Origin of the sequence: Brooklawnia sp., from assembly GCF_049651565.1 — a bacterium.
In the GTDB taxonomy this organism is placed as follows: Bacteria; Actinomycetota; Actinomycetes; order Propionibacteriales; family Propionibacteriaceae; genus Brooklawnia.
Map to the genome: position 1 here is coordinate 1 of NZ_JBASCI010000038.1, position 23,919 is coordinate 23,919.

A 23,919-nucleotide genomic window follows, 5' to 3' on the forward strand; every position below is an offset into this window, starting at 1 on the left:
CAACGGGCTCATCGAACTCCACCGCCGCATCGCCCGCGGCTTCCGCAACCGAGACAACTACCGGCTACGCATGCTCCTCATCGGCGGCGGACTCACCCCGCCACCCCCACCGGAAGTGTGAAGAGCCATCATTCGGCTTCACGGTGAAGGAGTATCGGGTTGCGGCGAACCGGCCCGGCACCGGCGCCTCCGCGGCATTCTGCATCCTAAGGTAATTCTGGCGCAGTTGAGTGCCCTGGGCGGTGTCGTCCGCGACCACCTTGTATATGTTCCGGTCGCGCCATGAGGGCTCCTGAGTCGCGCCGAAGAAGGACGACAGCAGAACGGTCTTGCCGCTGCCCCTCTCCCCGAATACGGCGATGTCCTGTTCCTTCACCTTCACCATGTTTATTGCCGCCGCCCTCTCTCGTAACGCACCTTGGCAGCAAGTATGGTGCTTGCCCCAGACAGATTTTCGTTGGACGCTCTACTTCTGCGGCGCACACGTTGGTTCGTCCAGGTTGTCAGCCGCTGGTGTTCCGGGGTGGCGTTGTTCAAGAGGAATAGGGCCGCTGGACGGAATCAGCGACCCGATACCCGCAGTGATAAGCGCCGCGGTGAGGATGCTGGTCGCCTACCCATCTGCATGCTCGACGCGGCATCGCCAGTGTGATGGACTCTAGACACGCCAAAGCCGGTAGCCCGAGGCTCGAGGAGGACGCCACATGTTCGAAGCGATTGTGATCGGGGGAGGACCGGCGGGCCTCCAGGCGGCGCTCTCCTTGGGCAGGGTGCACCGCCGAACCCTTCTGCTGGACTCCGGCGAGTACCGAAACGCCACCGTTGAGCACTCCCACAACCTGCTGACACGTGACGGGACGGCGCCCGCCGAGCTGCGTGCCCAGGCGCGACGCGAGCTCGCCGAGTACCGGACTGTTGAGGTTCGCGACGGTGCGGTCTATGAGGTACGTCCCACCGAGAACGGTTTCACGGTCTCGCTCGCGCAAGGCGAGGACGTTCAAGCAGCACGCGTCATCCTGGCGACCGGCGTGCGTGACGAACTCCCTGACATCCCGGGGCTCGCGGCCGAGTGGGGACGCCGGGTCGCGCAGTGCCCGTTTTGCCACGGGCACGAGTTTGCTGGGCTTGCGGTGGCGGTGGCGCTCGACGACGAGCACGCGAGGATCGTGCGGGGAATGCTCGACCCCATCGTGTCCGAGATAGTCGTGGTCTCACCTGTTGAGCTGGCCCGCGTGGTGTCGGAGGACGATGGGATCCGGCTCGAACTGAATGACAGCATCTCGCACACGGTCGGTGGCATGTTCATTGCCCCGGTGCCCGCACAGCGCGCCCCGTTCGCCGAACAGTTGGGGTGCCGAATGCTCCCGTCGGGAGCTGTCGAGATCGATCCGGTCGGGCACACCAGCGTCGAGCGCGTGTATGCCGCCGGGGACATGGCTCACGTCGCAGCGCTGCCCGCGCCAGTGGTGTCGCTGGCCGCCGCGATCGCGGCGGGACAGGTCGCCGCATCGGCTGTCGTGCGCGACTCCATATTGCACGGGCCCTGACCCGGTGAAGGCGGCTCTTCGCTCCGCGGCCCCGCGATCTCCCTCAGTGGTTGGTCGCGCCCATCCCGGTCAGCAATGACGCCAGGCGGGACCAGCCGTTGTCGTCGTCCTCCTCGACGAGGCCGGCCAGTGAACCGCACAACCTGCGGGCATCGTCGGCCACCCGCGCTTCCTGCGGAGTGAGCAGATCGTCGTAACGCGGGTCAAGTAGCCAGTCCGGCCGGGCTGCCCGCATGGCGATGAAATCGAGCATGATACTCAATTGCCGGGCCTGGTCCTCCCGGCTGACGCCGGGCTCTGCCACCCCGAGCACGTTGAAGGTGCCGTCCCAGAGAGCCTTCTTGGCGGAGTCGGTCTGGAGGTCCAGCACAGTTCCGATCTCACCCGCCTCGGCGCCCTCGGCCGGCGGATTGTTCCGCAAGTAGTTCCTCACCTCGTAGGCCAGGCGAAGGAAGTTGTCGTCGGTCAGTGAGGTCCCCACAACCAGCAGGTGCTTGGTGAGCATCAGGGCTTGCACAATGGCGCCGATCGGTCCGGAGGACGCCGAGTAGCCGACGAAGTCACTCCGCGAGAGCACCACCTTTCCGGGATGACTGAGGTCGCCGTGCATCTTCAGGATCCAATCCTGGAACGGCTTCTTTCTGCTCGTAGGGCAGGACGGCCATCCTGCTGCCGTCCTCGCGCTTCAGGTTCACCGCGGTCTCGAACAGTGAGTCGTAGTTGGTGGTGATCACTTCACTGCAGCCCAAGGCCGCGAGCTGCATGATCCCTGGCCGGTTGCCGCCCTGGAAGCGCTCCGCGATCTTCTCCTTCAGGAGTTGGCTTCCGCCCAGGCGACGTTGCAGCAGTTCCGCCTGGTCCAGAGGGGATCTCAGCGACTCCAGCTCGTCCTGCGACGTGTGGCTCTCCCTGCGGAGGTCGTCGAGCAGGCCTGACCAGGACGGCAGGCCGGCCGGGATGCTGACACCCGCTCCGAGGAACAGCGCCAGGTGGCCGTCACGCGCCAGTCCCGCAAGCTTCGTGCCATGCTGCTGGAGGTCCACGCTCAGGCTGAGGAAAGCGTGGTTCCCATGCCGACGCTGGTGCTGGAAGGCTGCGTAGTCGGACGCGTTCGCGGCTGCGATGACGATGTCGACGGCATTGGCCAGGACGAATGACTGGCACTGTTCGAGGAGGCGACGCACGATCAGACCACGCTTGGAATTGAGGCCCCCGCCTCTCACTCCGAGAGTCGGCACCGCAATCAGGGGGATGGCTCGTCCCGTGCCGGGGCTGATGCCGGAGGCGACGATCTCCCGAAGTGCTCCGGCGAGGTTCGCCATGACTCGGTCGACACGCTGCCCGGGATCGCTTCCTCCAGAAGTGGTGTCGATGAACCACGTCGGCGCGGTCGGCCCCTGATCTCCGGTTGGCGCGATTCGGGCGAACGGCCGTGGCCAGCTGGCTGGTCGGATCGCCGAGACATCGAGGTGACCCTCGTCGCCGGGCAGTGCGGGAACGTTGAGGACCGGACGCCAATAGCTTCGGACGCTGAGAGGCCGGTCGGTGGGAATCAAAGTCGCATCGTACTGGAGGTCCTGCAGCCGGCTGTGCACGACGAAGACATGACCAGGTTTCATGACCGCACATTACGGGCTCGACCCGGCGAGTTTCTCAACATTCCGATCGCGCACACTCATGTAGGGGCTTGTCCAGGTGCCATCCCATCTCGGGCGGAGTCTCTGATGGCACCAGGCCGGCGGTAGTGCCGGTCAAGTACCCGGGAAGTGGCCGCCCCTGCCGTCCTCGCTGGCGGCGGCCCGCGCGCCGGTCGCGGGACGGGGAGCCGGCTGGGCCAGCTAGGGCTCTGGTGCCGGCAGCTCCCCGGTGCCACCATCGGGGAATGGCGACCCCGATCGAGGATTACGCGCTGCTCAGCGACTGCCGCACCGCGGCGCTGGTGTCCCGCGATGGCTGCATCGACTGGCTCTGTCTGCCCCGGCTGGACTCCGCGTCGGTGTTCGCCGCGCTGCTCGGCGAGGCCGATGACGGCAGCTGGGCGCTACGTCCAGTCGATCCGGACGCCAAGGTGAGCCGTCACTACGACGGCCACACCTTCGTCCTGGTCACCCGGTGGCAGACTTCGACCGGCGTCGCCGAAGTGCACGACTTCATGCCGGTTGGCATCGACCCCTCCCAGCCCACCGAGCGTTGCGACCTGGTTCGGCGGGTGGTTGGCATCTCGGGGACGGTGGAGTTCGAGGTGGACCTGCGGATCAGGTTCGACTACGCCCGTGCCATGCCGTGGGTGCGCCAGACCGGGACGCCGGACGCCCCGGAGCTGACGGCCATGGCGGGCCCGGACGCCGTGGTGGTCCGCGGCGTCCGGCTGTACGCGAACGACCACCGCCACACCGCCCGCATTGTCGCCCACGCCGGCTCGAGCACCGACATGACCGTGACCTGGTTCCCATCCTTCCGGCCGGCCCCGGCGCCACTCGACGTGACCCCGGCGCTCGCCCGGACGCGGGGTTGGTGGCTGACCTGGGCCGAGCGCATCGAGCACGGCGGCGTCCACAGCTTGCAGGTCATCCGGTCGCTGCTCGTCCTGCGGGCCCTCACCAACCACGAGACCGGCGGGATAGCGGCCGCCGCCACCACCTCGCTGCCGGAGGACTTCGGCGGCAGGCGCAACTGGGACTACCGGTTTGTCTGGCTGCGGGACGCCGCGCTCACCCTGGAGGCCCTGCTGGCGCACGGTTTCGTCGAGCTGGCCGACGACTGGCGCACCTGGCTGCTGCGGGCGGTGGCGGGCGATCCGGCCGACCTGCAGATCATGTACGGGCTCGCCGGCGAACGCAGCCTCTACGAGCGGGAACTGCCGCACCTGGCCGGCTACGAGGGCTCCCAACCGGTGCGGATCGGCAACGCCGCCTCGCTGCAGTACCAGGCCGACGTGGTCGGCGAGGTGCTGGTCACGTTGTGCGCCGCCCGCGAGGCGGGGCTCGCCGAGTCGGAGTTCTCCTGGCCGCTGGAGCGCCAACTCATCGGCTACGCCGCGGAGCAGTTCGAGCGCCCCGACAACGGCATCTGGGAGATCCGCGACGAGCCGCGCAAGTTCACCCACTCCCGGGTCATGATCTGGGCCACCTTCGACCGGGCCGTCCGCAGCGTCGAGGAACATGGCCTGCCGGGGCCGGTGGACCAGTGGCGTGAGCTGCGCCGGCGGATCAGGGAGGAGATCGACCAGTACGGCGTGTCACCGGACGGGCACTTCACCCAGCACTACCGCACCGACGACGTCGATGCGGCGCTGCTGCTGTTGCCGCAGGTCGGCTACTGCCGGGCCGATGACCCGCGCATGCTGGCCACCGTCGACCGGATCGAGCAGACCCTGACGAGGGACGGGCTCGTCCGGCGCTACCGAACCGAAACCGGCGTCGACGGCCTGCCCGGTCATGAGCACCCGTTCCTGGCCTGTTCGTTCTGGCTGGTGGAGCAGTACGCCTGCTCCGGTCGCACCGAGGACGCCCGCGCGCTGATGCACCGCCTGTGTTCGTTCGCCAACGATCTTGGGCTGCTGTCCGAGGAGTACGACCCGGCATCGGGACGCCAGGTCGGCAACTTCCCGCAGGCGCTGTCCCACCTCGCCCTGGTCAGGGCGGCGGACGCTCTGGCCGGAATCGGCCGGCAGCCCCGGTGAGACGGATTACCGACCGGCCAGCAAGCGGTCGGCACCTGTTGCGTCACCTGCAACCTTCGCGGACCGGTGCAAGGATGAGGTATGCGCCGTCGGAATCAACTCGCCGCCGCTCGATGGCCTCGCTGGCAATCCGGCTGGTTGCTGACCGACTCGGAACGAGACAACCCGGCCACGGCGATCGGTCCGTCCACCGAGGGTAACCAGGTACGCCTGCTCTTGCACGGCAGCGACTACTTCCCGAGGTTGGCGGCCGAACTGAGAGACACCAAGGCCGGTGACCTGGTGCTGATCTGCGGATGGCGGGTGGATGCCGAGCAGCGGTTGGGCACCGTTACTGTGGCGGACGGGGTGCTCGCCGCGGTTCGAAGCGGCGCGCTGGTCCGGGGCCTGATCTGGCGCTCCCACCCGTCCTGGCTGGTCGGCTCCTGGGGGAAGAACCGGCAGTTCGCCATGCGAATCAACCGGGCCGGGGGACAGATCCTGCTGGATCACCGGGTCGCGCCGCTCGGCAGCCACCACCAGAAGTTCGTGGTGATCCGCCGCTCCGGTAACCCGGCCGGGGACGTCGCCTTCGTCGGTGGTCTTGACCTGGCGCGTTCCCGATTCGACGGCCCCCAGCACTCCGGTGATCCGCGTTCTCGTGACTTCGCCGACGCCTACGGTCCGACTCCCGCCTGGCACGACCTGCAGCTGGAGATCCGGGGCCCAGCCGTCGCCCAGGTGGAGGAGGTCTTCAGGCAGCGGTGGGAGCATTCGGCGCCGATGACGTACCTGCCCCAACACCGGATCCCGGACCTGGTGTCCGGGCTACCGCAGCGCAGCACCCCAATGCCAGTCCGCCAGCCGGCGCCGCCGCCCACGGGCCACCAGCGCGTCCAGCTGCTGCAGACGTACCCTTCCCGGCGAATGTACCGCTACCCGTTCGCGCCCCGCGGGGAATTCAGCGTGGCCCGCGGGCTCGTCAAGGCGATCACGCGGGCCCGCCGGCTCATCTACCTCGAAGACCAGTACCTCTGGTCAGCCGAAGTGGGACGCGTGCTGGACGAGGCCCTGCGGTCGCAACCGGACCTGCACGTCGTGACGGTCTGCCCCCGCTACCCCGACGTCGAGGGCAAGCTGAAGCTGCCACTGGTGGCCGCCGGCCAGCACTCGGCCATGCGCATGGTGAGTGAGGCGGTCAAGGACCGCATTCTGCTGCTCGACATCGAGAACGGGGCCGGCTGGCCCATCTACGTGCACGCCAAGATCGCGATCGTGGACGACACCTGGGCAGCCGTCGGCAGCGCCAATCTGAACCGCCGCTCCTGGAGCCACGACTCCGAACTGACCGTCGCCGTGCTGGACGACCCGCTGGCCGGTGGCGTCCAGAGTCTCGCCCTGCGGCTACGCCTCAAGCTGCTGCGCGACACCTGCAGCGCCCCGATGGTGCAGACTATGACCTGGTCGACCCCGACCAGGCCGTGCAGGTGCTGCGCGAAAGTGCCGCCCGGCTGGACGACTGGTACAGCGCTGGGCAGCCGGGTTCGCGTCCAGCCGGACGAGTACGGTCACGCTCGCTGGTCGAGCCACCAGCCTGGACGAAGCCGCTGGTGAAGCCGCTTTATCCGCTGCTCGTCGATCCCGACGGCCGTCCGCTGCGCAAGCGGCTCACCGGACGCTACTGAACTGTGACTCGTGAGTTGCCGCGCAACTTGCGCCATGCGACCGCAGCGAACACCGCCCCGACCGCGATCATCGGCAGCCCGAGCCGCCAGGTCTCCGCCTCGACCTGGGTGGCGAGCAGCAGGCAACTGACGAACCCCAGCACCGGCAGCGCGGTCGGCACCCGGAAGTGCGGGTGGGCGACCCTGTCCTTGCGCAGCACCAGGACCGCCGCATTGACGGCCAGGAAGACCACCAGCAGCAACAGCACCAGGGTTGACGCCAGCACCTCGATCGACCCGATCAGGGCCAGCACGATCGACAGCGACGTGGTCGCCAGGATCGCCACCCACGGTGTTCTGCGAGCCGGCAGCAACCGGGACAGGAACCCCGGCAGCAGCCCGTCCCGGCTCATGCCGTAGGTCAACCGTGAGGTCATGATGCCGGTCAGGAGCGCGCCGTTGGCGACCGCGATCAGCGCGATCACTGAGAACAGCACCAGCGGCAGCCCGCCCGCCGCCCGCACCACCTCCAGCAGCGGGCCAGTGGACGCCGCGAGCTCGGCGGTAGGGACGGTCGCGCTGGCAGCCACCCCGACCCCGACGTAGACCAGGCCGGCAACGGCCAACGCCCCGAACAGGGCCCGCGGGTAGGCCCGCGACGGGTCCTTGGCCTCCTCGGCCACGTTCACCGATGTCTCGAAACCGACGTAGGAGTAGTAGGCGAGTACCGTCCCGGCTAGTGCCGCCGTCAAAGGCCCGCTCTCGGGGGTGCCGAGTTGGGTCAGACGCGACAGGTCGGCGTCCCCGCGGCCGATCACGACCAGCCCCAGGACGACGATCAGCAGCAGGCCGCCCACCTCGATGACGGTGGCGATGATGTTCGCCCACATCGACTCCCGGATGCCGTACGCGTTCAGTGCCGCCAGGATCGCCAGGAAGACGATCACGGTCAGCGCGACCGGCACGTTGATGAACTCGGCGAGGTAGTCGCCGGCGAACCCGAGGGCGAGCGCGCCCACCGAGACGATCCCGGCCGCCAGCATGCAGTAACCGACCAGGAACCCCACGAACGGGCCGAACGCCCGGGTGGCGTAGTGCGACGACCCACCGGCCCTCGGGTACTTGGTCGCCAACTCGGCGTAGGAGCCGGCGGTCAGCAGCGCCATGCCCAGGGCCAGCAGCAGCGGCACCCAGACCGCACCGCCCGCCGTGGCGGCGATCACCCCGACCAGCACGTAGACACCGGCGCCCAGCACGTCGCCAAGGATGAAGAAGAACAGCGCAGGGGTGGTGACAGCCTGCTTGAGCGTCGGCGCCGGGGCCGCGGTGGTGGTCATTTCGCAACAGTAGGGCGGGCGGTCACCCCACCGGGCCGACTCCTGCGCATCGTCCGATCAGCCCAAGGCATAACTGCGGTCAGTTGATGACGAGAGGAGAATGGTGCATGGGCGTTCGTTGGCCGGATGCGCTGGTCGGGGTGGCGGCCGGTGCAGTGACCACAGGTGTCGCGGAGATGACCGCGGCCGGGTTCAAGCGAGCCGGTATCGGCTCGGGGAACGGTTCGCCCCTGGTGGCGGTCGCCGGCGCCTTCATCGACCGCACGCCGCCCTGGTTGAAGGATTTCGCCGTCGCCGTCTTCGGCACCGCCGACAAGCTCGCCCTCTACGTCGGGATGGCGGTGGTGATCACCGCGGCCTGCGCGCTGGCGGGGTGGCTGCGGCCTCGCGCGTTCGTCGGGCTGGGGCTGTTCGCACTGGGCGGCCTGCTCGGGGTGCTGGCGGTCTCGTCCCGACCGGGCACCAGTTGGCCAGACCTGCTGCCCACCGCACTGGGCACGGCGGTCGGGCTGTGGCTGCTGGTCTGGCTGTGGCAACGCTCAACCACCGCCGAGGACGCCGTCGATCCCGACACGGCCCGCACCCGCCGCCGCGCGGTCCTGCTGTGGGGGACCGGCCTGCTGGCGGCCGGTGCGCTAGGCACGCTGGCCGGACGGACACTCAGCCAGGTCGGCGAGGCCGTGAGCACCGTCCGGGATCGGCTGGCCGGCCTGCGGGTCCGTCAACCGGTCGACGTGCCGGCCGCGGCGTCCCAGAACGTGGCGGGCCAGACCACGTACATCACCCCGAACGGCGAGTTCTACCGAATCGACACCGCCGTGATCGTGCCGCGGGTCGACCCGGACGAATGGCGGCTGCGGGTGACCGGGCTGGTCGACCGCGAACTGACCCTCAGCTTCGACGACCTGCTGGGCGAGGAACTCGTCGAGGCGCTGGTGACGCTGACCTGCGTGTCCAACTTCATCGGCGGTGACCTGGCCGGCAACGCGGTCTGGACGGGGCTGCCCGTCCGCGAGGTGCTGGCCCGGGCCGGGGTGCAGCACGGCGCAGACATGGTGCTGTCCACCAGCGTCGACGGGTTCACTGCCGGCACCCCGCTGACCGCAATGACCGACGATCGCAACGCCCTGCTGGCGGTGGCGATGAACGGTGAACCGCTGCCCGCGGAGCACGGCTTCCCGGTACGGCTGGTGGTGCCCGGGTTGTACGGCTACGTCTCGGCGACCAAGTGGGTGACCGAACTGAAGGTGACCACGTTCGCCGACGACGAGGGCTACTGGACGCCGCGGGGCTGGTCGGCGCTCGGGCCGGTGAAGACCGCCTCCCGCATCGACGTGCCACGCAACGCCAGCGTGCCGGCCGGACAGGTGGTGCTGGCCGGCGTCGCCTGGGCGCAGCACCGGGGGATCAGCAGGGTCGAGGTCCGCATCGGTGACGGCAACTGGCTGGACACCACCCTCGCCGCCGAACCGTCGATCGACGCCTGGCGGCAGTGGATGTACGTCTGGGACGCCACGCCCGGCAGCTACGACATCACAGTTCGAGCCACCGACGGCGACGGCGAGGTGCAGACCGAGCAGCCGGCGCCGCCGGCCCCGGACGGCGCGACCGGCTGGAACACCGTCCAGGTGACCGTCAGCTAGTCCGACCGACCGACCCGACTAGTCGAGCACGGCGCCCCGGGACGCCGACTGCACCAGTCGCCGATACTTGGCGAGCACACCGCGGGTGTATTTGGGCTCCGGGTGGCTGACCCCTTCGGCCCGCCGTCGGGCGAGCTCCTCGGCGTCCACCAGCAGGTCGAGCCGCCCGGCCGCGACGTCCAGCCGGATCCGGTCGCCGTCATGGACGAACGCGATCGGGCCGTCGTCCACCGCCTCGGGTGCGATGTGGCCCACGCACAGCCCGGTGGTGCCGCCCGAGAACCGGCCGTCGGTGAGCAGCAGCACGTCCTTGCCGAGCCCGGCGCCCTTGATCGCGCCGGTGACGGCCAGCATCTCGCGCATCCCCGGACCACCCTTCGGCCCCTCGTAGCGGATGACCACCACGTCACCCGGCTGCAGGGTGCCGTCCTCGACGGCGTCCATGGCCGCCCGTTCGCCGTCGAAGACCCTGGCGGCGCCCTCGAAGACATCCGAGTCGAAGCCGGCCGACTTGACCACTGCGCCGTCCGGAGCGAGGGATCCGGTGAGGATGGTCAGTCCGCCGGTGCGGTGGATGGGCTCCGCCATCGACCGGATCACCTTGCCGTCGATGTGCGGCGGGTTCAGTTCGGCCAGGTTCTCCGCCACGGTCCTGCCGGTCACGGTCAGGCAGTCGCCGTCCAGCAGGCCGGCCTCCAGCAACGTCCTCATCACCACCGGGATGCCGCCGATGTGGTCGATGTCCTTCATCACGAACCGGCCGAACGGCTTGACGTCGGCCAGGTGGGGCACCTTGCGGCCGATCCGCTGGAAGTCGCCGATGGTCAGGTCGACCTCGGCGTCATGGGCGATCGCCAGCATGTGCAGCACCGCGTTGGTTGACCCGCCGAACGCCATCACCACCGCGATGGCGTTCTCGAATGCTGCCTTGGTCATGATCTGGCGGGCCGTTATGCCTTGCCGAAGCATGTTGACCACCGCCTCGCCGGACTTGCGGGCGTAGCTGTCGCGGCGTCGGTCGGTGGCTGGGGGAGAGGTGGAGCCGGGCAGCGACATGCCGATCGACTCGGCCACCGCGGCCATCGTGTTGGCGGTGTAGAAGCCGCCGCAGGCGCCCTCGCCCGGGCAGATGGCCCGTTCGATGGCGTCGACGTCCTCGCGCGACATCAGCCCGCGGGCGCAGGCGCCGACCGCCTCGAAGGCGTCGATGATGGTGACTTCCTGCTCGGAGCCGTCGGACAGCTTGGCGACGCCGGGCAGGATCGTGCCGGCGTAGAGGAAGATGCTGGCCAGGTCGAGCCGGGCGGCGGCCATCAGCATTCCGGGCAGTGACTTGTCGCAGCCGGCCAGCAGCACCGAGCCGTCCAGCCGCTCGGCGTTCATCACCGTTTCCACCGAGTCGGCGATGATCTCGCGGCTGACCAGCGAGAAGTGCATGCCCTCGTGGCCCATCGAGATGCCATCCGAGACGCTGATGGTGCCGAACTCGAGCGGGAAGCCGCCGGCCGCGTGGACGCCCTCCTTCACCGCCTGCGCGAGCCGGTCGAGGGACAGGTTGCACGGCGTGATCTCGTTCCAGGAGCTGGCCACGCCGATCTGGGGTTTGGCGAAGTCGTCGTCCCCCATGCCGACGGCTCGGAGCATGCCCCTGGCGGCGGTGGCCTCCAGCCCATCGGTGACGGCACGGCTGCGTGGCTTGATGTCTGGAATCTGGCTCATTCCCGGAGTCTAGGTGGCCCACGACTGCCGCGGGAAGAAGTCGACGGCACTCACCCTCGCCCGTTCGGGCACCCTCAGGTCAGCTGGTTGATCCGCACCAGGTTCCCCGCCGGGTCCCGGAACGCGCAATCCCGCACGCCGTAGTCCTGGTCGGTGGGCTCCTGGACGACGTCTGCTCCGGCCGACTCCAGACGCTCGAACAACCCCTCCAGGTCATCGGTGGCCAGCGTGATCGCGGTGAATGCCCCCTTGGCGATCAGGTCGAGGATGACGCGCCGCTCGTCCTCGGTGATGCCGGGATCGGCGGCCGGCGGGTGCAGCACGACCGAGGTCTCGGGTTGCCCGGGCGACCCGACAGTGATCCACCGCATGCCCTGATAGCCGACGTCCTGACGGACCTCGAAGCCGAGCAGGTCACGGTAGAAACCGAGGGCGGCCTCACCATCGGTGTGTGGCAGGAAGGCGTAGCAGATGTTGATGTTCATGGCGCCGACGCTACGCGCCGGACACCGGTGGTGCTTCTTGATTCCTGACCGGTCTGATCACCTGCCTGGCCAGGCACGCCGGGATGCCGGCGGCGGCCTGGGACTGGTCGCGGCGGTAGGCGCTCGGCGGCACTCCGACCAGTTCGGTGAACCGGGTGCCAAAGGTTCCCAGCGACGAGAAACCGACGGCGAAGCAGACGTCGGTGACGCTCAGGTCGCCGCGCCGCAACAAGGTCATGGCCCGTTCAATGCGGCGGGTCATCAGGTACGAGTACGGCGACTCCCCGTAAACCCGGTGGAACTCCCGGCTCAGGTGGCCGGTCGACATGTGCGCCCCGCGAGCCAGCGCCGCCACGTTCAACGGCCTGGCGTACTCCCGGTCGATCCGGTCGCGGACGCGGCGCAGCACCGCCAGGTCGCGCAGCCGCTGCGCCTCACGCTGCCGGTCGTCCATCACCCCATGGTGGCACCGGGCAGCAATGATCAGAAACGAAGAAGCGGCACGGCCGACTCCTATCCTAGCGTGGAGCCACCCAGTCAACCGAGGAGGGAGCAATGCAGTTCTCAGAGCAGGAACGTACCGCGATGAAGCAGCGCGCGGCCGAACTCCGCAACGAGGCCAGCCGCAGCCGCAGCGGCAAGGCCGCAGCGAACGAACTGGACGTGCTGGAGAAGATCGACCAGATGCCCGAGCCGGACCGCGCGCTGGCAACCCGCATCCATGCGCTGGTGACCGAGAACGCTCCGCAACTGGCGCCGAAGTTGTGGTACGGCCAGCCGGCCTACGCCCGCGACGGCAAGGTGGTCTGCTTCGTCCGCAGCGGTCAGGCCGACAAGGAACGCTACTCGACCTTCGGGTTCACCCCGGAGGCCCGGCTGGACGACGCCGCCGGGTTGTGGCCGACCTCGTACGCCGTGTCCGAGCTGACCAGGCAGGCTGAGCAGGCCATCGCCCGGCTGGTCCGCTCAGCGGTGCGGGTCGCGCAGTCGTCCTGAGCTCAGAGCCAGCGGGCCTCGGCCTCGTCGGGGCCCTCATCCTTGCCGCGGGTCACGATCACCGGGCAGTGCGCCTCGCGAAGGACGTGCTTGCTGGTCGAGCCCAGCAGCAGACCGGCGAAGCCGCCCCGCCCCCTCGACCCGACGACCACCAGGCCGGCATCCTGGGACGCTTCGACCAGCGCGTCCTGGGGCCGTGCCCCGACCACCCGCACCTCGACCGGCACGTGCGGATGGGCGTCCCTGACCTCGGCGAGGATCTCGTCGACCTTGGTGGCCAGTTGCTCCTTGAAGCGGCTGGCCGCCACCGACCAGGTCTGGGCATCCCACGGCGCGTCCCGCGGGCCGTAGTCGTAGGCGTGGATCGCAACCACCGGCACCCCACGGACCTCGGCCGCCTCAAACGCCAGCCGGGCAGCGGAGCGGGCCTCCGGGGAATCGTCCACGCCGATCACCACCGGCCCACCCTCGTGGTCGATCGCGTGGTCGCTGACCACCGCAATCGGCCCGTGCCCGTGAGCGGCCACCGCATCCGACACCCCGCCGAGCAGCCGCACCGACATCGGCGCTCCCTGCCCCCGGGCGCCCACCACGACCAGCTCGGCGTCCCTTGACCATTCGGACAGCACGTAGGCGGGGTTGCCCTCAACCACGACACCGGTCACGTTGAGGCCGGGGTGCAGGCCCTGCACCCGCTCCACCACGGAATTGACCTTCTGCTTGGCCTGCTCCCGTTCCTCGCGCTCGAACTCGGCGGCCTGCGGCACCATCGTCAACGCCACCGAGGGCTGTTCGGGGACCACGTAGATCACCAGCAGCGGCAACTTGCGGGCAACCGCCCGGTCGGCCGCCCACTCGACGGCCTTGAAGGCGCGCTGTGACCCGTCGGTCCCGACGACGATCCTGCCGATGGCTTCTGTCTGGACGATCATTGTCCACCTATCCTCTGGTGACGATCACTGGGCTGTGTGACTCACGCAACACGTGCTTGCTTGTCGAGCCCAACAGTAGCCCTCGGAACCCGCCCCGACCGCGAGACCCGACCACGACCAGCCCGGCGCCATCCGAGGCCTCGACCAGCACGTCCTGGGGACGACCCTGCGCCAGCCGCACCTCGTACGGCACCCCCGGGTGCTGCCTGACCGCGTCGGACAGCACACCCTCAACCATCTGCGTCGCCAGTGAGGTGTCGACCTCGACCAGCGAAGGCTCCCAGGCGGCTGCCTCCCACACGGTGTGCCTGGCGGCCACTGTGTAGGCGTGCACGGCCAGCACCGGGACGCCGCGCACCTCGGCGGCCTGGAACGCCAGCTCCACCGCCGCCCGGGCCTGCGGCGAGTCGTCGACACCCACCACGACCGGGCCGGTCGGGTTCTCGTGCGCCTCGTCGGTGATGACCGCGACCGGGCCGTGGGCGTGGTTCGCCACGTCGTCCGAGACCCCGCCCAGCCACTTGACAGCACGCGGCGCAGTGGCGCCGCGGGCGCCCACCACGACCAGTTCGGCGTCCCGGGACGCCTCGGCAAGCACCGCCGCCGGACCACCCTCGACCACCGCGGACTCGACGACCAGGCCGGGATTGTCGGCTCGCACCCGGTCGGCGAGCTGGTCGAGGCGCAGCCGGGCCTGCTCGACGAACTCGGTCTGGTACTCGGCGACGATGGTGCTGGCCAACTCGCCGTAGGCCGCGGCTGGCAGCGTGCCCACCGCCTGGTTCTCGGGGACGATGTGGAGGATCAGCAACGGCAGGTTGCGCTTGCCGGCCCTGTCCGCGGCCCATTGCACCGCCCGGTAGGCCCGCTCCGAGCCGTCGGTCCCCACCACGATCCGGCCTCGGGTCTGAAGTTCCATGATCATCGTGCGCCTCCTCGTTGCCGCGATTCCGCGTGTCCATCCTGCCGGTGTCCGTCGGCCCACTCGTCCACCCGTGACTCGATCGCCGATGCCTGGCAGGACGCGCGGTCGCCCGCGCGTCCTGCCTTGTGGCGGTCGAGTGGGGTCAGCCCCTGGTCACGATCACCGGGCTGTGCGATTCACGCAGCACGTGCTTGCTGGTCGAACCGAGCAACAGCCCCCGGAAGCCGCCCCGGCCACGGGAACCGACCACCACCAGACCGGCACCATCCGAGGCCTCCACCAGGGCCTCCTGCGGCCGGCCGCGCACCACCCGCACCTCAACCGGCACGTTCGGGTACTCGTTGATGGCGTCGGCCACGATCTGCCTCACGTGCTCGGTCAGCGCCTCCTGGTGCTTGGTGCCGGAGGGATCCCAGACCGACGGATCCCATGCCGACTCGGCCGGCCCGTAGGTGTACGCGTAGACCGCCACCACCGGGACGCCGCGGGTGTCGGCAGCCCGGAACGCCAGCCGGGCGGCCACCCGGGCGGGTGCGGAGTCGTCCACGCCCACCACCACCGGACCCTGTGGGTTCTCGTGGGCCTCGTCGGTGATCACCGCGATCGGGCCCTGCGAGTGGGTGACGATCGCATCGGACACCCCGCCCAGCCACTTGACGGTCCTCGGCGCGGTGGCTCCCCGGGCGCCCACCACGACCAGGTCGGCGTCCCGGGACGCCTCCGCCAGGACGACCGACGGCTTGCCCTCGACCACTGCGGTCTCAACCTGAAGGTCAGGGTTGTCGGCACGGGCCTGCTCAGCCAGTTCGGTCAACCGCTTGCGCACCTGCTCCACATAGTCCCGCTGGTACTCGGCCAGGATGCTGCCCGGCAGCTCGCCGTAAACAGCTGACGGTACCGTTCCCAGCGTTTGGTCCCGGGGGATCACCTGGACGATCAGGAGTGGCAGTCTGCGCTTGCCAGCGCGTTCTGCGGCCCACTGCACCGCCTTCTCGGCACGTTCAGAGCCGTCCGTACCCACCACGATTCGGCCCTGGGTTGGAAGCTCGCTACTCATCGTGCTTGCACCTCCTCGTCCCATGCGACTGCCGCGTCGCCGTTGTGAGTCTGCCCATTTTACTCCGATACCGGCGCCGAGGAGGCGGATTAACCGGACACGGTTGCCGCACAGGACCAGCGCCAGTCGCGTTGTTGACCTTGACAACTTATACTTCGGCGGGTGAAGCAGACCAAGCCAAGACGCCTCGGCGTGGCCCTGTGGATTCTCTTCGGGGCCTTCGTCATCCTCGGCAGCGCCACTGGCGCATATGCCGCCCACTTCAGCAGCCACGGGCTGCCGAGGGTGACCATCCTCGGTGAGTCGATCACCAACCAGTCCCAGCAGGAGGTTGCCGAAGCGCTCGCCGAGCGCGCCGACGAGGTCACCGTGGCGGTGGAACTGGACGGCAGGACGACCGAGTACACCCTCGCCGACCTTGGCTTCGAGGTGGACGCTGAAGCGACGGCCAGCAACGCCTTCCAGCAGAACGCCAACTTCACCTCGCGCATGCAGGCGCTCTACACCGAACGCGAAGTGCCGGTGGTCGTGGTTGCCGACGACGCGCGAACCGAGACCCTGCTGGACGACCTGGTCGCGGAGACCGGGGTGCCCGCTGAGGATGCGACGGTGCGGCTGTCCGAGGACGGCAGCCAGTTCACCGTCACCCCCGCGGTCGAGGGCCGCAGCGTCGACGCATCCGCGGTCATCCGGGCGGCCACCACGGCCGCCGAGACGCTGACGTCGACCACGGTCGAACTGACCATCCAGGACCTGCCCCCGAAGGTCACCGACGAACAGGCCCAGGCGGTGGCCGACAAGGCCAACGGGTACATCGCCCTCGACATCGCCATCGCCGGCCGCATCTCCACCATCGCGCCCTACCCGGCCGAGAAGGCCCAGTGGGTGTCCATCCCCACCGACGAGCAGGGGCACTTGGGCGAACCGGTGCTGGACGATGCCGCAGTGGCCGAATGGGTGACGGCGGCCGGTCAGGCGTCCGGTCTGGAGCCGGTCAACGGCGTCCGCAACGTGGACGCCAACGGTCAGGTCGTCGGCACCCCCCAGCAGGGCTCTGACGGCTTCCGGGTCAACAATGCCGCAGTGGTGGCCGAAGAGGTCGTCGCGGCGGTCCGGGCGGGTGAGTCGTACTCCGGCGCGTTCCGCTACGACACCATCGAGCCGACCTACACCAACCGCGTCATCGCGGCCGGTGCCCAGAACCTGGTCTACCAGGCAGCCCCGGGCGAGAAGTGGATCGACCTCAACCTCGGCAACAACACCGTCACTGCCTACCAGGGCTCGACGGTCGCGATGGGACCGACCTACATCGTCCCCGGCATGCCCGGCATGGAGACCCCCACCGGCACCTTCAACGTGTACCTGAAGTACACCAGCCAGACGATGCGCGGCACCAACCTCGACGGCACCCCCTACGTGGCGCCCGGCGTGCCATGGGTGACCTACTTCACCGGGCCGATCGCCTTCCACGGCGCTCCGTGGCGCGACTCGTTCGGCTGGAGCGGGCCGGGCGGTTCACATGGCTGCGTGAACATGACGGTGGACGCCGCCAGGTTCATTCACGACTGGGCGCCAATGGGCACCGTCGTGGTGAGCCACTACTGATCGGATAGCGGCTGGCTCAGGCCCGGGTGACGATGACCGGGCAGTGCGCATCGCGCAGCACCCGCTTGCTGGTGGAGCCGAGCAGCAAACCGGTGAAGCCACCGATACCGCGCGATCCCACCACGACCAGGCCGGCGTCCTTCGAGGCGTGCACCAGTTCGTGGTGGGGTCGGCCGTGCACGATCCGCACCTCGACCGGCACGTCCGGGTACTCGGCCCGGGCGTCGGCCAGCATGCCCTCCACCAGCGCCGACACCCGCGAGACGATGTCGTGGCTGTCCTTGTCGCCCCAGGCGTGAATCGCCAGTACCGGCACCCCGCGGGCCTCGGCGGCCCTGAACGCGAACCACATCGCCGCCCGCGCCTCCGGTGATTCGTCGACGCCGAGCACCACCGGGCCACGCGGGTTCTCCAGCGCCTCGTCCGGCACCACCGCGATCGGCCCGGTGGCGTGGGCGGTCACCTGGTCGGACACCCCGCCCAGCACCCGCACGGTGAGCGGCGCGGATTGACCTCGGGCGCCGACGACCACCAGCAGTGCCTGCTTGGACGCCTCGGCCAGCACCCAGGACGCGTTGCCCACCACCACCTCACCGGTGAGGTCGAGACGCGGGTGTCTCTGGTGTACCCGTTCGACCACCCTCGCCAACCGCTCATGCGCCTCGCGGAGGAGGTCGCCGTCGAAGTTGGCGGCCACCGCCGAGAACGCATTGCTGGGGTTCGGACTGCCGGCCACCACGTGCAGCACGAGCAACGGCACGTCCAGCACCTCGGCGCGTTCGGCAGCCCAGTCCACCGCATGATCGGCCCGCCGCGAACCATCGGTGCCGACGACGATTCGATCCCTGGCGTCGAGCTGGAGGTTCATGGCGGCCCTCTCCGTCCCGGGGCGACCCACCCCATCGCCGATCCTATTTCCTGGTAAGTCTAAACTCGCGGGCAGGAGGTCCAGCCGATGCCGCAACAAGTGCCCACCGCTGACGGCGGGCGACCCCTGACCCCACCCGGCAGTTCGCCTCGCTATGCCCTGGTGACCGCAGGCGCGATCTGCGGACAACTGTCGGCAGGTATCGTGCTGAGTGGCCTGTCGATGTTCACCGACCCGATCAGGGATGACCTGTGGCCCGCCCACGATGTCCCGCGGGCCGCCGTGCAGAGCTACTACACCGTGGTCCTGATGGTCGCGATGACCACCATGCCGTTGGCCGGGCGGTTGATCGGCAACTGGGGAGGGCGCCGGCTGCTGGTGGTCGGCGGCACCATCAGCACCCTTGGTTTGATCGGCATCTCCACCGCGACGGGGCTGGCCGGGCTGTACCTGTTCGCCGCCATCACCGGCGCCGGATTCGGCATCTCGGTCAACTTCGTGCCGGTCGTGCTGGTGAACACCTGGTTCGAGAAACGCAAGAGCCTGGTGATGGGCATGGTGGTGGCCGGCACCGCGCTGGGCGGCATCCTCGCCTCGGTGGTGTTCTCGAACCTGACCCCGCCGGTCGATGAGGGCGGCCTCGGTTGGCGGGCCACGATGCGGATCGCGGCAGCCATCTTCGCCTTCTTCGCACTGGTGCCCGCCATCGTCCTGGTCGTCAACCACCCGGCCGACGTCGGACTACCCCGGTACGGTGCCCGGCCGGCCGGCGGCTCCGCCGACTCGCCGGGTCAGGTCAGCGGCCACCTGCACGGTCTGAAGTCCGGTGAGGCGCTGCGCAGCGGCTGGTTCTGGCTGCTCTACCTCGCGTTGTGCATCCTGGGCGTCCACCACGCGATGGGCCAGATCACCCAGCCCTTCTTCATGAACCAGCAGACCGATCCCGGATCGGGCATGACGCCGGCGCTGGTGGGGGTCTTCATGACCATCTCGATGGTGGGTCTGATCGCGGCCAAACCGGCCCTCGGCGCGTTGATCGACCGGGTCGGGATGATCCGGGCGGTGGTCATCGTGCTGACTCTGCACGCCATTGCCGCGATAGCGCTTGCCTCTGTCCGGTTCCCGGCTCCTGTCTGGTTCTACCCGGTGCTGGTGCTGGCCGGAGCAGGCTTCGCGGTCGGTACCGTGACTCCGCCGCTGGTCTGCGCGATGGCGTTCGGCCAGCGCCAGTTCGCCGCGATCTACGGGGTGCTCGGTACCGCCTACATGTTCGGCCTGGCCTTTGGCTCGGTGCTGTGGAGCCAGGCTGGCACGGTCGGCGCCGATCCCGGGCAACCCTGGCAGCTTTACCGGTGGGCGATGCGCTGGTGCTGGGTGCTGTCGGTGGGCATCGTGCTCGGCTACTGGGCGTCGGTCAAGGGCGGACGCCGGCTGCAGCGCCGGCTGCGTCCCGAGGTGGTCCCGGCTCCGATTCGGCTGTGATTCATCGGTAATCGGCTGCCCGGTCGACGACAATGGGCTCAAGGGTCGCACCCTGCATGCGACAAGGAGGCAGCCATGAACACCGAACAGGCCAACCGGATGCGTAACGACTGGGGATTCGTCGCCGCCCTCGACCAGAGCGGCGGCAGCACACCCAAGGCGCTGCGGCTGTACGGCATCAGCGAGGACGCCTACTCCTCCGACGCCGAGATGTTCGACCTGGTGCACCAGATGCGCACCCGCATCATGACCAGCCCGTCGTTCACCGGTGAGAAGATCCTGGCGGCGATCCTGTTCGAGAACACCATGGACCGGCAGGTCGACGGCCTCGACACCGCCGAGTACCTGTGGACCCGCAAGCGGATCGTCCCGATCCTTAAGGTCGACAAGGGGCTGGCCGACGAGGTTGACGGCGCCAAGGTGATGAAGCCGATGCCGCAGCTGGACGAGCTGCTCGACCGAGCCAAGACCAAGGGCATCTTCGGCACCAAGATGCGTTCGTTCATCGCGCAGGCCAACCCGGCCGGCATCACCGCGGTGATCGACCAGCAGTTCGAGGTCGGCCGGCGCATCGTGGACGCCGGACTGGTGCCGATCATCGAGCCCGAGGTCGACATCAAGGCGACCGAGAAAGCCCAGGCCGAGCAGCTCATGCACGATCAGATCCTGGCCCAGCTGGACGCCCTGCCGTCCTCGGCACAAGTGATGCTCAAGCTCACCATCCCGACCCGGGACAACCTGTTCGCCGACCTGATCGCCCACCCACGGGTGATGCGGGTGCTCGCGCTGTCCGGTGGCTACAGCCGCCAGGAGGCCAACCAGCTGCTGGCCCGCAACCACGGCCTGATCGCCAGCTTCTCCCGCGCGCTGACCGAGGGACTGAAGGTCACCCAGACCAACGACGAGTTCGACGCCCTGCTCGCCGAATCGATCGATTCGATCTACCAGGCCTCGATCACCTGACGGCCTGCCGGTTCACCCGTCCGGCCGCCGCCGGGTCTAGCCTGACCTGTATGCCACAGCACCCAAGCGCCGCTGAGTGATGCCGGCGACCTCCGTGGTCGGCCGTTCAAGGGCTCACCGACAACGCTGGTGGGCCCTGGGCGTGCTGTCGTTCGGCCTGTTCATGGCCAGCCTCGACAACACCATCCTGAACGTCGCCCTGCCCACGCTGGCCCGTGAACTGCATGCGTCCACCGACCAACTTCAGTGGACGGTGGACGCCTACCAGGTCACCTACGCCGGGTTGCTGTTGGTCGCCGGGGCGCTGGTGGACAGGTGGGGCAAGTCGCGAACGTTCCTGGTGGGGGCGTCGGTCTTCGGTGCCTTCTCGCTGATGGCCGGCCTGGTCGAGACGACCGGCATGCTGATCGCTGCCCGGGCGCTGATGGGGATCGGGGCGGCGTTGCTGGCACCGTCCACGCTGGCACTGGTGTCGACGCTGTTCACCGGTCTGAGGGAACGCAGCTTCGCCTTCGCGCTGTGGTCGGCCGCCAACGCCGCCGGGGGAGCGGCCGGGCCGCTGCTGTCGGGCCTGCTGCTGGAGCACTTCAGTTGGGGCTCGATATTCCTGATCAACGTGCCGATAGCGGTGGCGATAGTCCTGCTCGGGTTGTTCGTCCTGCCGCACAGCCAACCGCGGCCCATCCCCGGCGGTGTGGACGCGCTGGGCGCGATCGTGTCCACCGTCGCTCTGGCGCTGGTCTGCTGGGCGGTGATCTCGGCGCCCGGGCTGGGGGTCGGTTCGCCGCTGGTGCTGTCCGCGGCCGCCCTGGGGGCGCTGCTGATGGTGCTCTTCGTCCGTTGGGAGGCCCGCGCCACCAACCCGATCCTGCGGCTGTCGCTGTTCCGGATCCGCCGCTTCACTGTCGCCGTGGTCGTGTCCGGTCTGGTCACCGCCGGCGGTGCGGGCGCCCTGTTCGTCCTCACCCAGTACCTGCAGTTCCTACTGGGGTTCACACCCCTGCAGACCGGGGTCCGGGTGCTGCCGCTGGCGGCAGCCATGCTGCTGGGAGCGCTCACCGCACCGCGCCTGATCGGCTCGCTGCAGCTGAAGCTGACCGTGCTGATCGGGCTGGGGCTGCTGGCCGGGGGGTTCACCTGGATGGCCACCATGACGGTGGAGTCCAACTTCGGTAACCTGCTGCCCGGCGCCCTGCTGTTCGGGCTGGGCACCGGTGTGCTGGTGCCCGCCGCCACCCAGGCAGTGATGGACGCGCTGCCACCCGACGCCGCCGGGATCGGCTCGGCCACCAACACCGCCCACATGCAGGTCGGCAGCGCACTGGGCGTCGCCGTCATCGGCTCGATCATGGCCGCCCGGTACCGCGGGGTGCTGACCGGCAGCGATATCTGGGACCAGCTCGGCCAGTGGCAGTCGGCGGTGCTGCAGTCGTTCGACGGTGCGTTGCGGGCCGCCGGGCAGTTGTCGACCGAACTCGGCAGCGCACTGGTCGAGGCGGCCCGGCTCGGCTTCATCGAGGGCATGCGGCTGTCGCTGCTGGCCAGCGCCGGATCGGTGGTGGTTGCGCTGATCGCGGTCGCGGTTCTTTATCCGCGGGAGTGGAGTCCTGCAGAGTGGTGTACGAGCACCGGGTGAGCGTGTCCTGCTGAGGTAGGCGCGGCCACCGGTGTGATCCTTCGAGTGATCTCTCACAACCGACTCGAGAAGGAGCACCACGATGGCCGCTGGCCCCATTATCGACCCTGAGCAGTTCCTGCACGAGCAGCTGGCCCAGGCCAGTCCGGACCTGATGCGCGAGCTGCTGCAGACCTTCATCAACAGCCTACTCTCGGCGCAGGCCGACGCCGTGTGCGGCGCCGACTACGGCACCCGCACCACGGAGCGCACGAACCGGCGCAACGGGTACCGGCACCGGGACCTGGACACCCGCGTCGGCACCCTGGACGTGGCGATCCCAAAACTGCGCGAAGGGTCGTTCTTCCCGGACTGGCTGCTCGAGCGGCGCCGCCGCGCCGAGGCCGCGCTGACCACGGTGGTGGCGACCTGCTACCTGCTCGGCGTCTCGACCCGGCGGATGGACAAGCTGGTCACCGCCCTCGGTATCACCGGCCTGTCCAAGTCGCAGGTCTCGACCATGGCCGCCGAGCTGGACGAGCAGGTGGAGTCCTTCCGCACCCGGCCCCTGGACGGTGGCCCGTACACGTTCGTCGCCGCCGACGCCCTGGTGCTGAAGGTCCGCGAGGGCGGGCGCGTGGTCAAGGTCTCCGCCCTGGTGGCCACCGGGATCAACGCCGAGGGTTACCGGGAGATCCTGGGCCTGCAGGTCGCCACCGGCGAGACCACCGCGTCGTGGCTCGGGTTCTTCCGCGACCTCGTCGCCCGGGGCCTCACCACGGCCGGGCCGGTCGGGCTGGTCACCTCCGACGCGCACGCCGGCCTGGTCGAGGCCATCGGCGCCACGCTGCCCGGGACAGCGTGGCAGCGGTGCCGCACCCACTACGCCGCCAACCTCATGGCCGCCACGCCCAAGAGCAGCTGGCCGTGGGTGAAAGCGTTGCTGCACAGCGTGTATGACCAGCCCGACGCCGCCAGCGTGCACGCCCAGTTCGACCGCGTCATCGACGCGCTCACCGAGAAGCTGCCCGCGGTCGCGAGCCACTTGGAGGAGGCGAGAGCGGACATCCTGGCGTTCACCGTCTTCCCCAAGGAGGTGTGGCGCCAGATCTGGTCGAACAACCCCAACGAGCGGCTCAACCGCGAGATCCGCCGCCGCACCGACGTCGTCGGCATCTTCCCCAACCGGGACTCGATCATCCGCCTCGTCGGCGCCGTCCTGGCCGAGCAGCACGACGCCTGGGCCGAGCAACGACGCTACATCGGACTCGACGTCCTCACCCGCTGCCGCGCCGCCCTCACCGAGGCCTCCGAGCCGGCAGAACCGACCCAGGAGGTGAGCACCACCCTCGTCCCTGCCCTGACCGCCTAACCCCTCATCGAGGGATCACCCTCGTACACCACTCCACCGGACTTGACC

General features: G+C 69.1%; 20 protein-coding genes. 10 read left to right on the forward strand and 10 right to left on the reverse strand.

Annotated elements, in window-relative coordinates; all coding sequences use genetic code 11:
- Positions 1–704 precede the first annotated feature (704 nt).
- The gene (locus WBL05_RS01890) at positions 705–1,547 is read left to right on the forward strand and encodes an NAD(P)/FAD-dependent oxidoreductase (protein ID WP_424223373.1); all 843 of its coding nucleotides are present in this window, start codon (positions 705–707) and stop codon (positions 1,545–1,547) included.
- Between the two features lie 43 nt (positions 1,548–1,590).
- Here the strand turns inward: WBL05_RS01890 and WBL05_RS01895 are convergent, their stop codons facing one another.
- Together WBL05_RS01895 and WBL05_RS01900 are read right to left on the reverse strand one after the other, a co-directional pair.
- Entirely contained in the window at positions 1,591–2,157 is a 567-nt protein-coding gene (locus WBL05_RS01895; RefSeq protein ID WP_424223374.1) for an SIR2 family protein, read from the reverse strand.
- On the reverse strand, positions 2,108–3,166 hold the full coding sequence (locus WBL05_RS01900; RefSeq protein ID WP_424223375.1) for a hypothetical protein: 1,059 nt from the start codon (positions 3,164–3,166) through the stop codon (positions 2,108–2,110). Before WBL05_RS01900 ends, WBL05_RS01895 begins: the two co-directional genes overlap by 50 nt.
- 263 nt (positions 3,167–3,429) lie before the next feature.
- Here WBL05_RS01900 and WBL05_RS01905 point away from each other — a divergent pair, with 263 nt between their 5' ends.
- Positions 3,430–5,229, forward strand: a complete 1,800-nt coding sequence (locus WBL05_RS01905; RefSeq protein ID WP_424223376.1) for a glycoside hydrolase family 15 protein — start codon at positions 3,430–3,432, stop codon at positions 5,227–5,229.
- An 81-nt stretch (positions 5,230–5,310) separates the two neighbouring features.
- Positions 5,311–6,822 carry a phospholipase D-like domain-containing protein gene (locus tag WBL05_RS01910; RefSeq protein WP_424223377.1) on the forward strand — a complete coding sequence of 504 codons (1,512 nt, stop codon included), beginning with the start codon at positions 5,311–5,313 and terminating at the stop codon, positions 6,820–6,822.
- A 64-nt stretch (positions 6,823–6,886) separates the two neighbouring features.
- On the opposite strand, the gene WBL05_RS01915 is transcribed toward WBL05_RS01910, so the two are convergent.
- Positions 6,887–8,209 (reverse strand): APC family permease, encoded by a 1,323-nt coding sequence (locus tag WBL05_RS01915; protein ID WP_424223378.1) that lies wholly within the window; start codon positions 8,207–8,209, stop codon positions 6,887–6,889.
- Between the two features lie 107 nt (positions 8,210–8,316).
- Between WBL05_RS01915 and WBL05_RS01920 the strand changes: the two genes are divergently transcribed.
- The gene (locus WBL05_RS01920; protein WP_424223379.1) at positions 8,317–9,852 is read left to right on the forward strand and encodes a molybdopterin-dependent oxidoreductase; all 1,536 of its coding nucleotides are present in this window, start codon (positions 8,317–8,319) and stop codon (positions 9,850–9,852) included.
- 18 nt (positions 9,853–9,870) lie between these two features.
- Here WBL05_RS01920 and ilvD read toward each other — a convergent pair whose 3' ends face one another.
- The 3 genes from ilvD to WBL05_RS01935 all read right to left on the reverse strand — a co-directional run bounded on the left by ilvD (position 9,871) and on the right by WBL05_RS01935 (position 12,510).
- Positions 9,871–11,571, reverse strand: a complete 1,701-nt coding sequence (gene ilvD, locus WBL05_RS01925; RefSeq protein ID WP_424223380.1) for a dihydroxy-acid dehydratase — start codon at positions 11,569–11,571, stop codon at positions 9,871–9,873.
- Positions 11,572–11,645: 74 nt separating this feature from the next.
- Positions 11,646–12,056 (reverse strand): VOC family protein, encoded by a 411-nt coding sequence (locus tag WBL05_RS01930; protein WP_424223381.1) that lies wholly within the window; start codon positions 12,054–12,056, stop codon positions 11,646–11,648.
- A gap of 10 nt (positions 12,057–12,066) precedes the next feature.
- Positions 12,067–12,510: a helix-turn-helix transcriptional regulator gene (locus tag WBL05_RS01935; RefSeq protein ID WP_424223382.1), complete on the reverse strand. Its 444-nt coding sequence runs from the start codon at positions 12,508–12,510 to the stop codon at positions 12,067–12,069.
- A gap of 101 nt (positions 12,511–12,611) precedes the next feature.
- Between WBL05_RS01935 and WBL05_RS01940 the strand changes: the two genes are divergently transcribed.
- Positions 12,612–13,052, forward strand: a complete 441-nt coding sequence (locus WBL05_RS01940; protein ID WP_424223383.1) for an iron chaperone — start codon at positions 12,612–12,614, stop codon at positions 13,050–13,052.
- A 2-nt stretch (positions 13,053–13,054) separates the two neighbouring features.
- On the opposite strand, the gene WBL05_RS01945 is transcribed toward WBL05_RS01940, so the two are convergent.
- The 3 genes from WBL05_RS01945 to WBL05_RS01955 all read right to left on the reverse strand — a co-directional run bounded on the left by WBL05_RS01945 (position 13,055) and on the right by WBL05_RS01955 (position 15,966).
- Positions 13,055–13,984 carry a universal stress protein gene (locus WBL05_RS01945; RefSeq protein WP_424223384.1) on the reverse strand — a complete coding sequence of 310 codons (930 nt, stop codon included), beginning with the start codon at positions 13,982–13,984 and terminating at the stop codon, positions 13,055–13,057.
- A gap of 7 nt (positions 13,985–13,991) precedes the next feature.
- Positions 13,992–14,909, reverse strand: a complete 918-nt coding sequence (locus WBL05_RS01950; protein WP_424223385.1) for a universal stress protein — start codon at positions 14,907–14,909, stop codon at positions 13,992–13,994.
- A gap of 142 nt (positions 14,910–15,051) precedes the next feature.
- Entirely contained in the window at positions 15,052–15,966 is a 915-nt protein-coding gene (locus tag WBL05_RS01955; RefSeq protein ID WP_424223386.1) for a universal stress protein, read from the reverse strand.
- 162 nt (positions 15,967–16,128) lie between these two features.
- Between WBL05_RS01955 and WBL05_RS01960 the strand changes: the two genes are divergently transcribed.
- Positions 16,129–17,571 (forward strand): L,D-transpeptidase family protein, encoded by a 1,443-nt coding sequence (locus WBL05_RS01960; protein WP_424223387.1) that lies wholly within the window; start codon positions 16,129–16,131, stop codon positions 17,569–17,571.
- A 16-nt stretch (positions 17,572–17,587) separates the two neighbouring features.
- Here WBL05_RS01960 and WBL05_RS01965 read toward each other — a convergent pair whose 3' ends face one another.
- Entirely contained in the window at positions 17,588–18,439 is an 852-nt protein-coding gene (locus WBL05_RS01965) for a universal stress protein (protein ID WP_424223388.1), read from the reverse strand.
- An 87-nt stretch (positions 18,440–18,526) separates the two neighbouring features.
- On the opposite strand from WBL05_RS01965, the gene WBL05_RS01970 reads away from it, so the two are divergent.
- The 4 genes from WBL05_RS01970 (at position 18,527) to WBL05_RS01985 (ending at position 23,871) form a co-directional block, all read left to right on the forward strand.
- A complete protein-coding gene (locus tag WBL05_RS01970; protein ID WP_424223389.1) occupies positions 18,527–19,921 on the forward strand; it encodes an MFS transporter in 1,395 nt (464 codons plus the stop codon).
- A 75-nt stretch (positions 19,922–19,996) separates the two neighbouring features.
- A complete protein-coding gene (locus WBL05_RS01975; RefSeq protein ID WP_424223390.1) occupies positions 19,997–20,884 on the forward strand; it encodes a fructose bisphosphate aldolase in 888 nt (295 codons plus the stop codon).
- 142 nt (positions 20,885–21,026) lie between these two features.
- Positions 21,027–22,520 carry an MFS transporter gene (locus tag WBL05_RS01980; RefSeq protein WP_424223391.1) on the forward strand — a complete coding sequence of 498 codons (1,494 nt, stop codon included), beginning with the start codon at positions 21,027–21,029 and terminating at the stop codon, positions 22,518–22,520.
- A gap of 82 nt (positions 22,521–22,602) precedes the next feature.
- Complete coding sequence (locus WBL05_RS01985) at positions 22,603–23,871, forward strand: IS256 family transposase (protein WP_424223392.1); 1,269 nt, start codon at positions 22,603–22,605, stop codon at positions 23,869–23,871.
- The last annotated feature ends 48 nt before the right edge of the window (positions 23,872–23,919 follow it).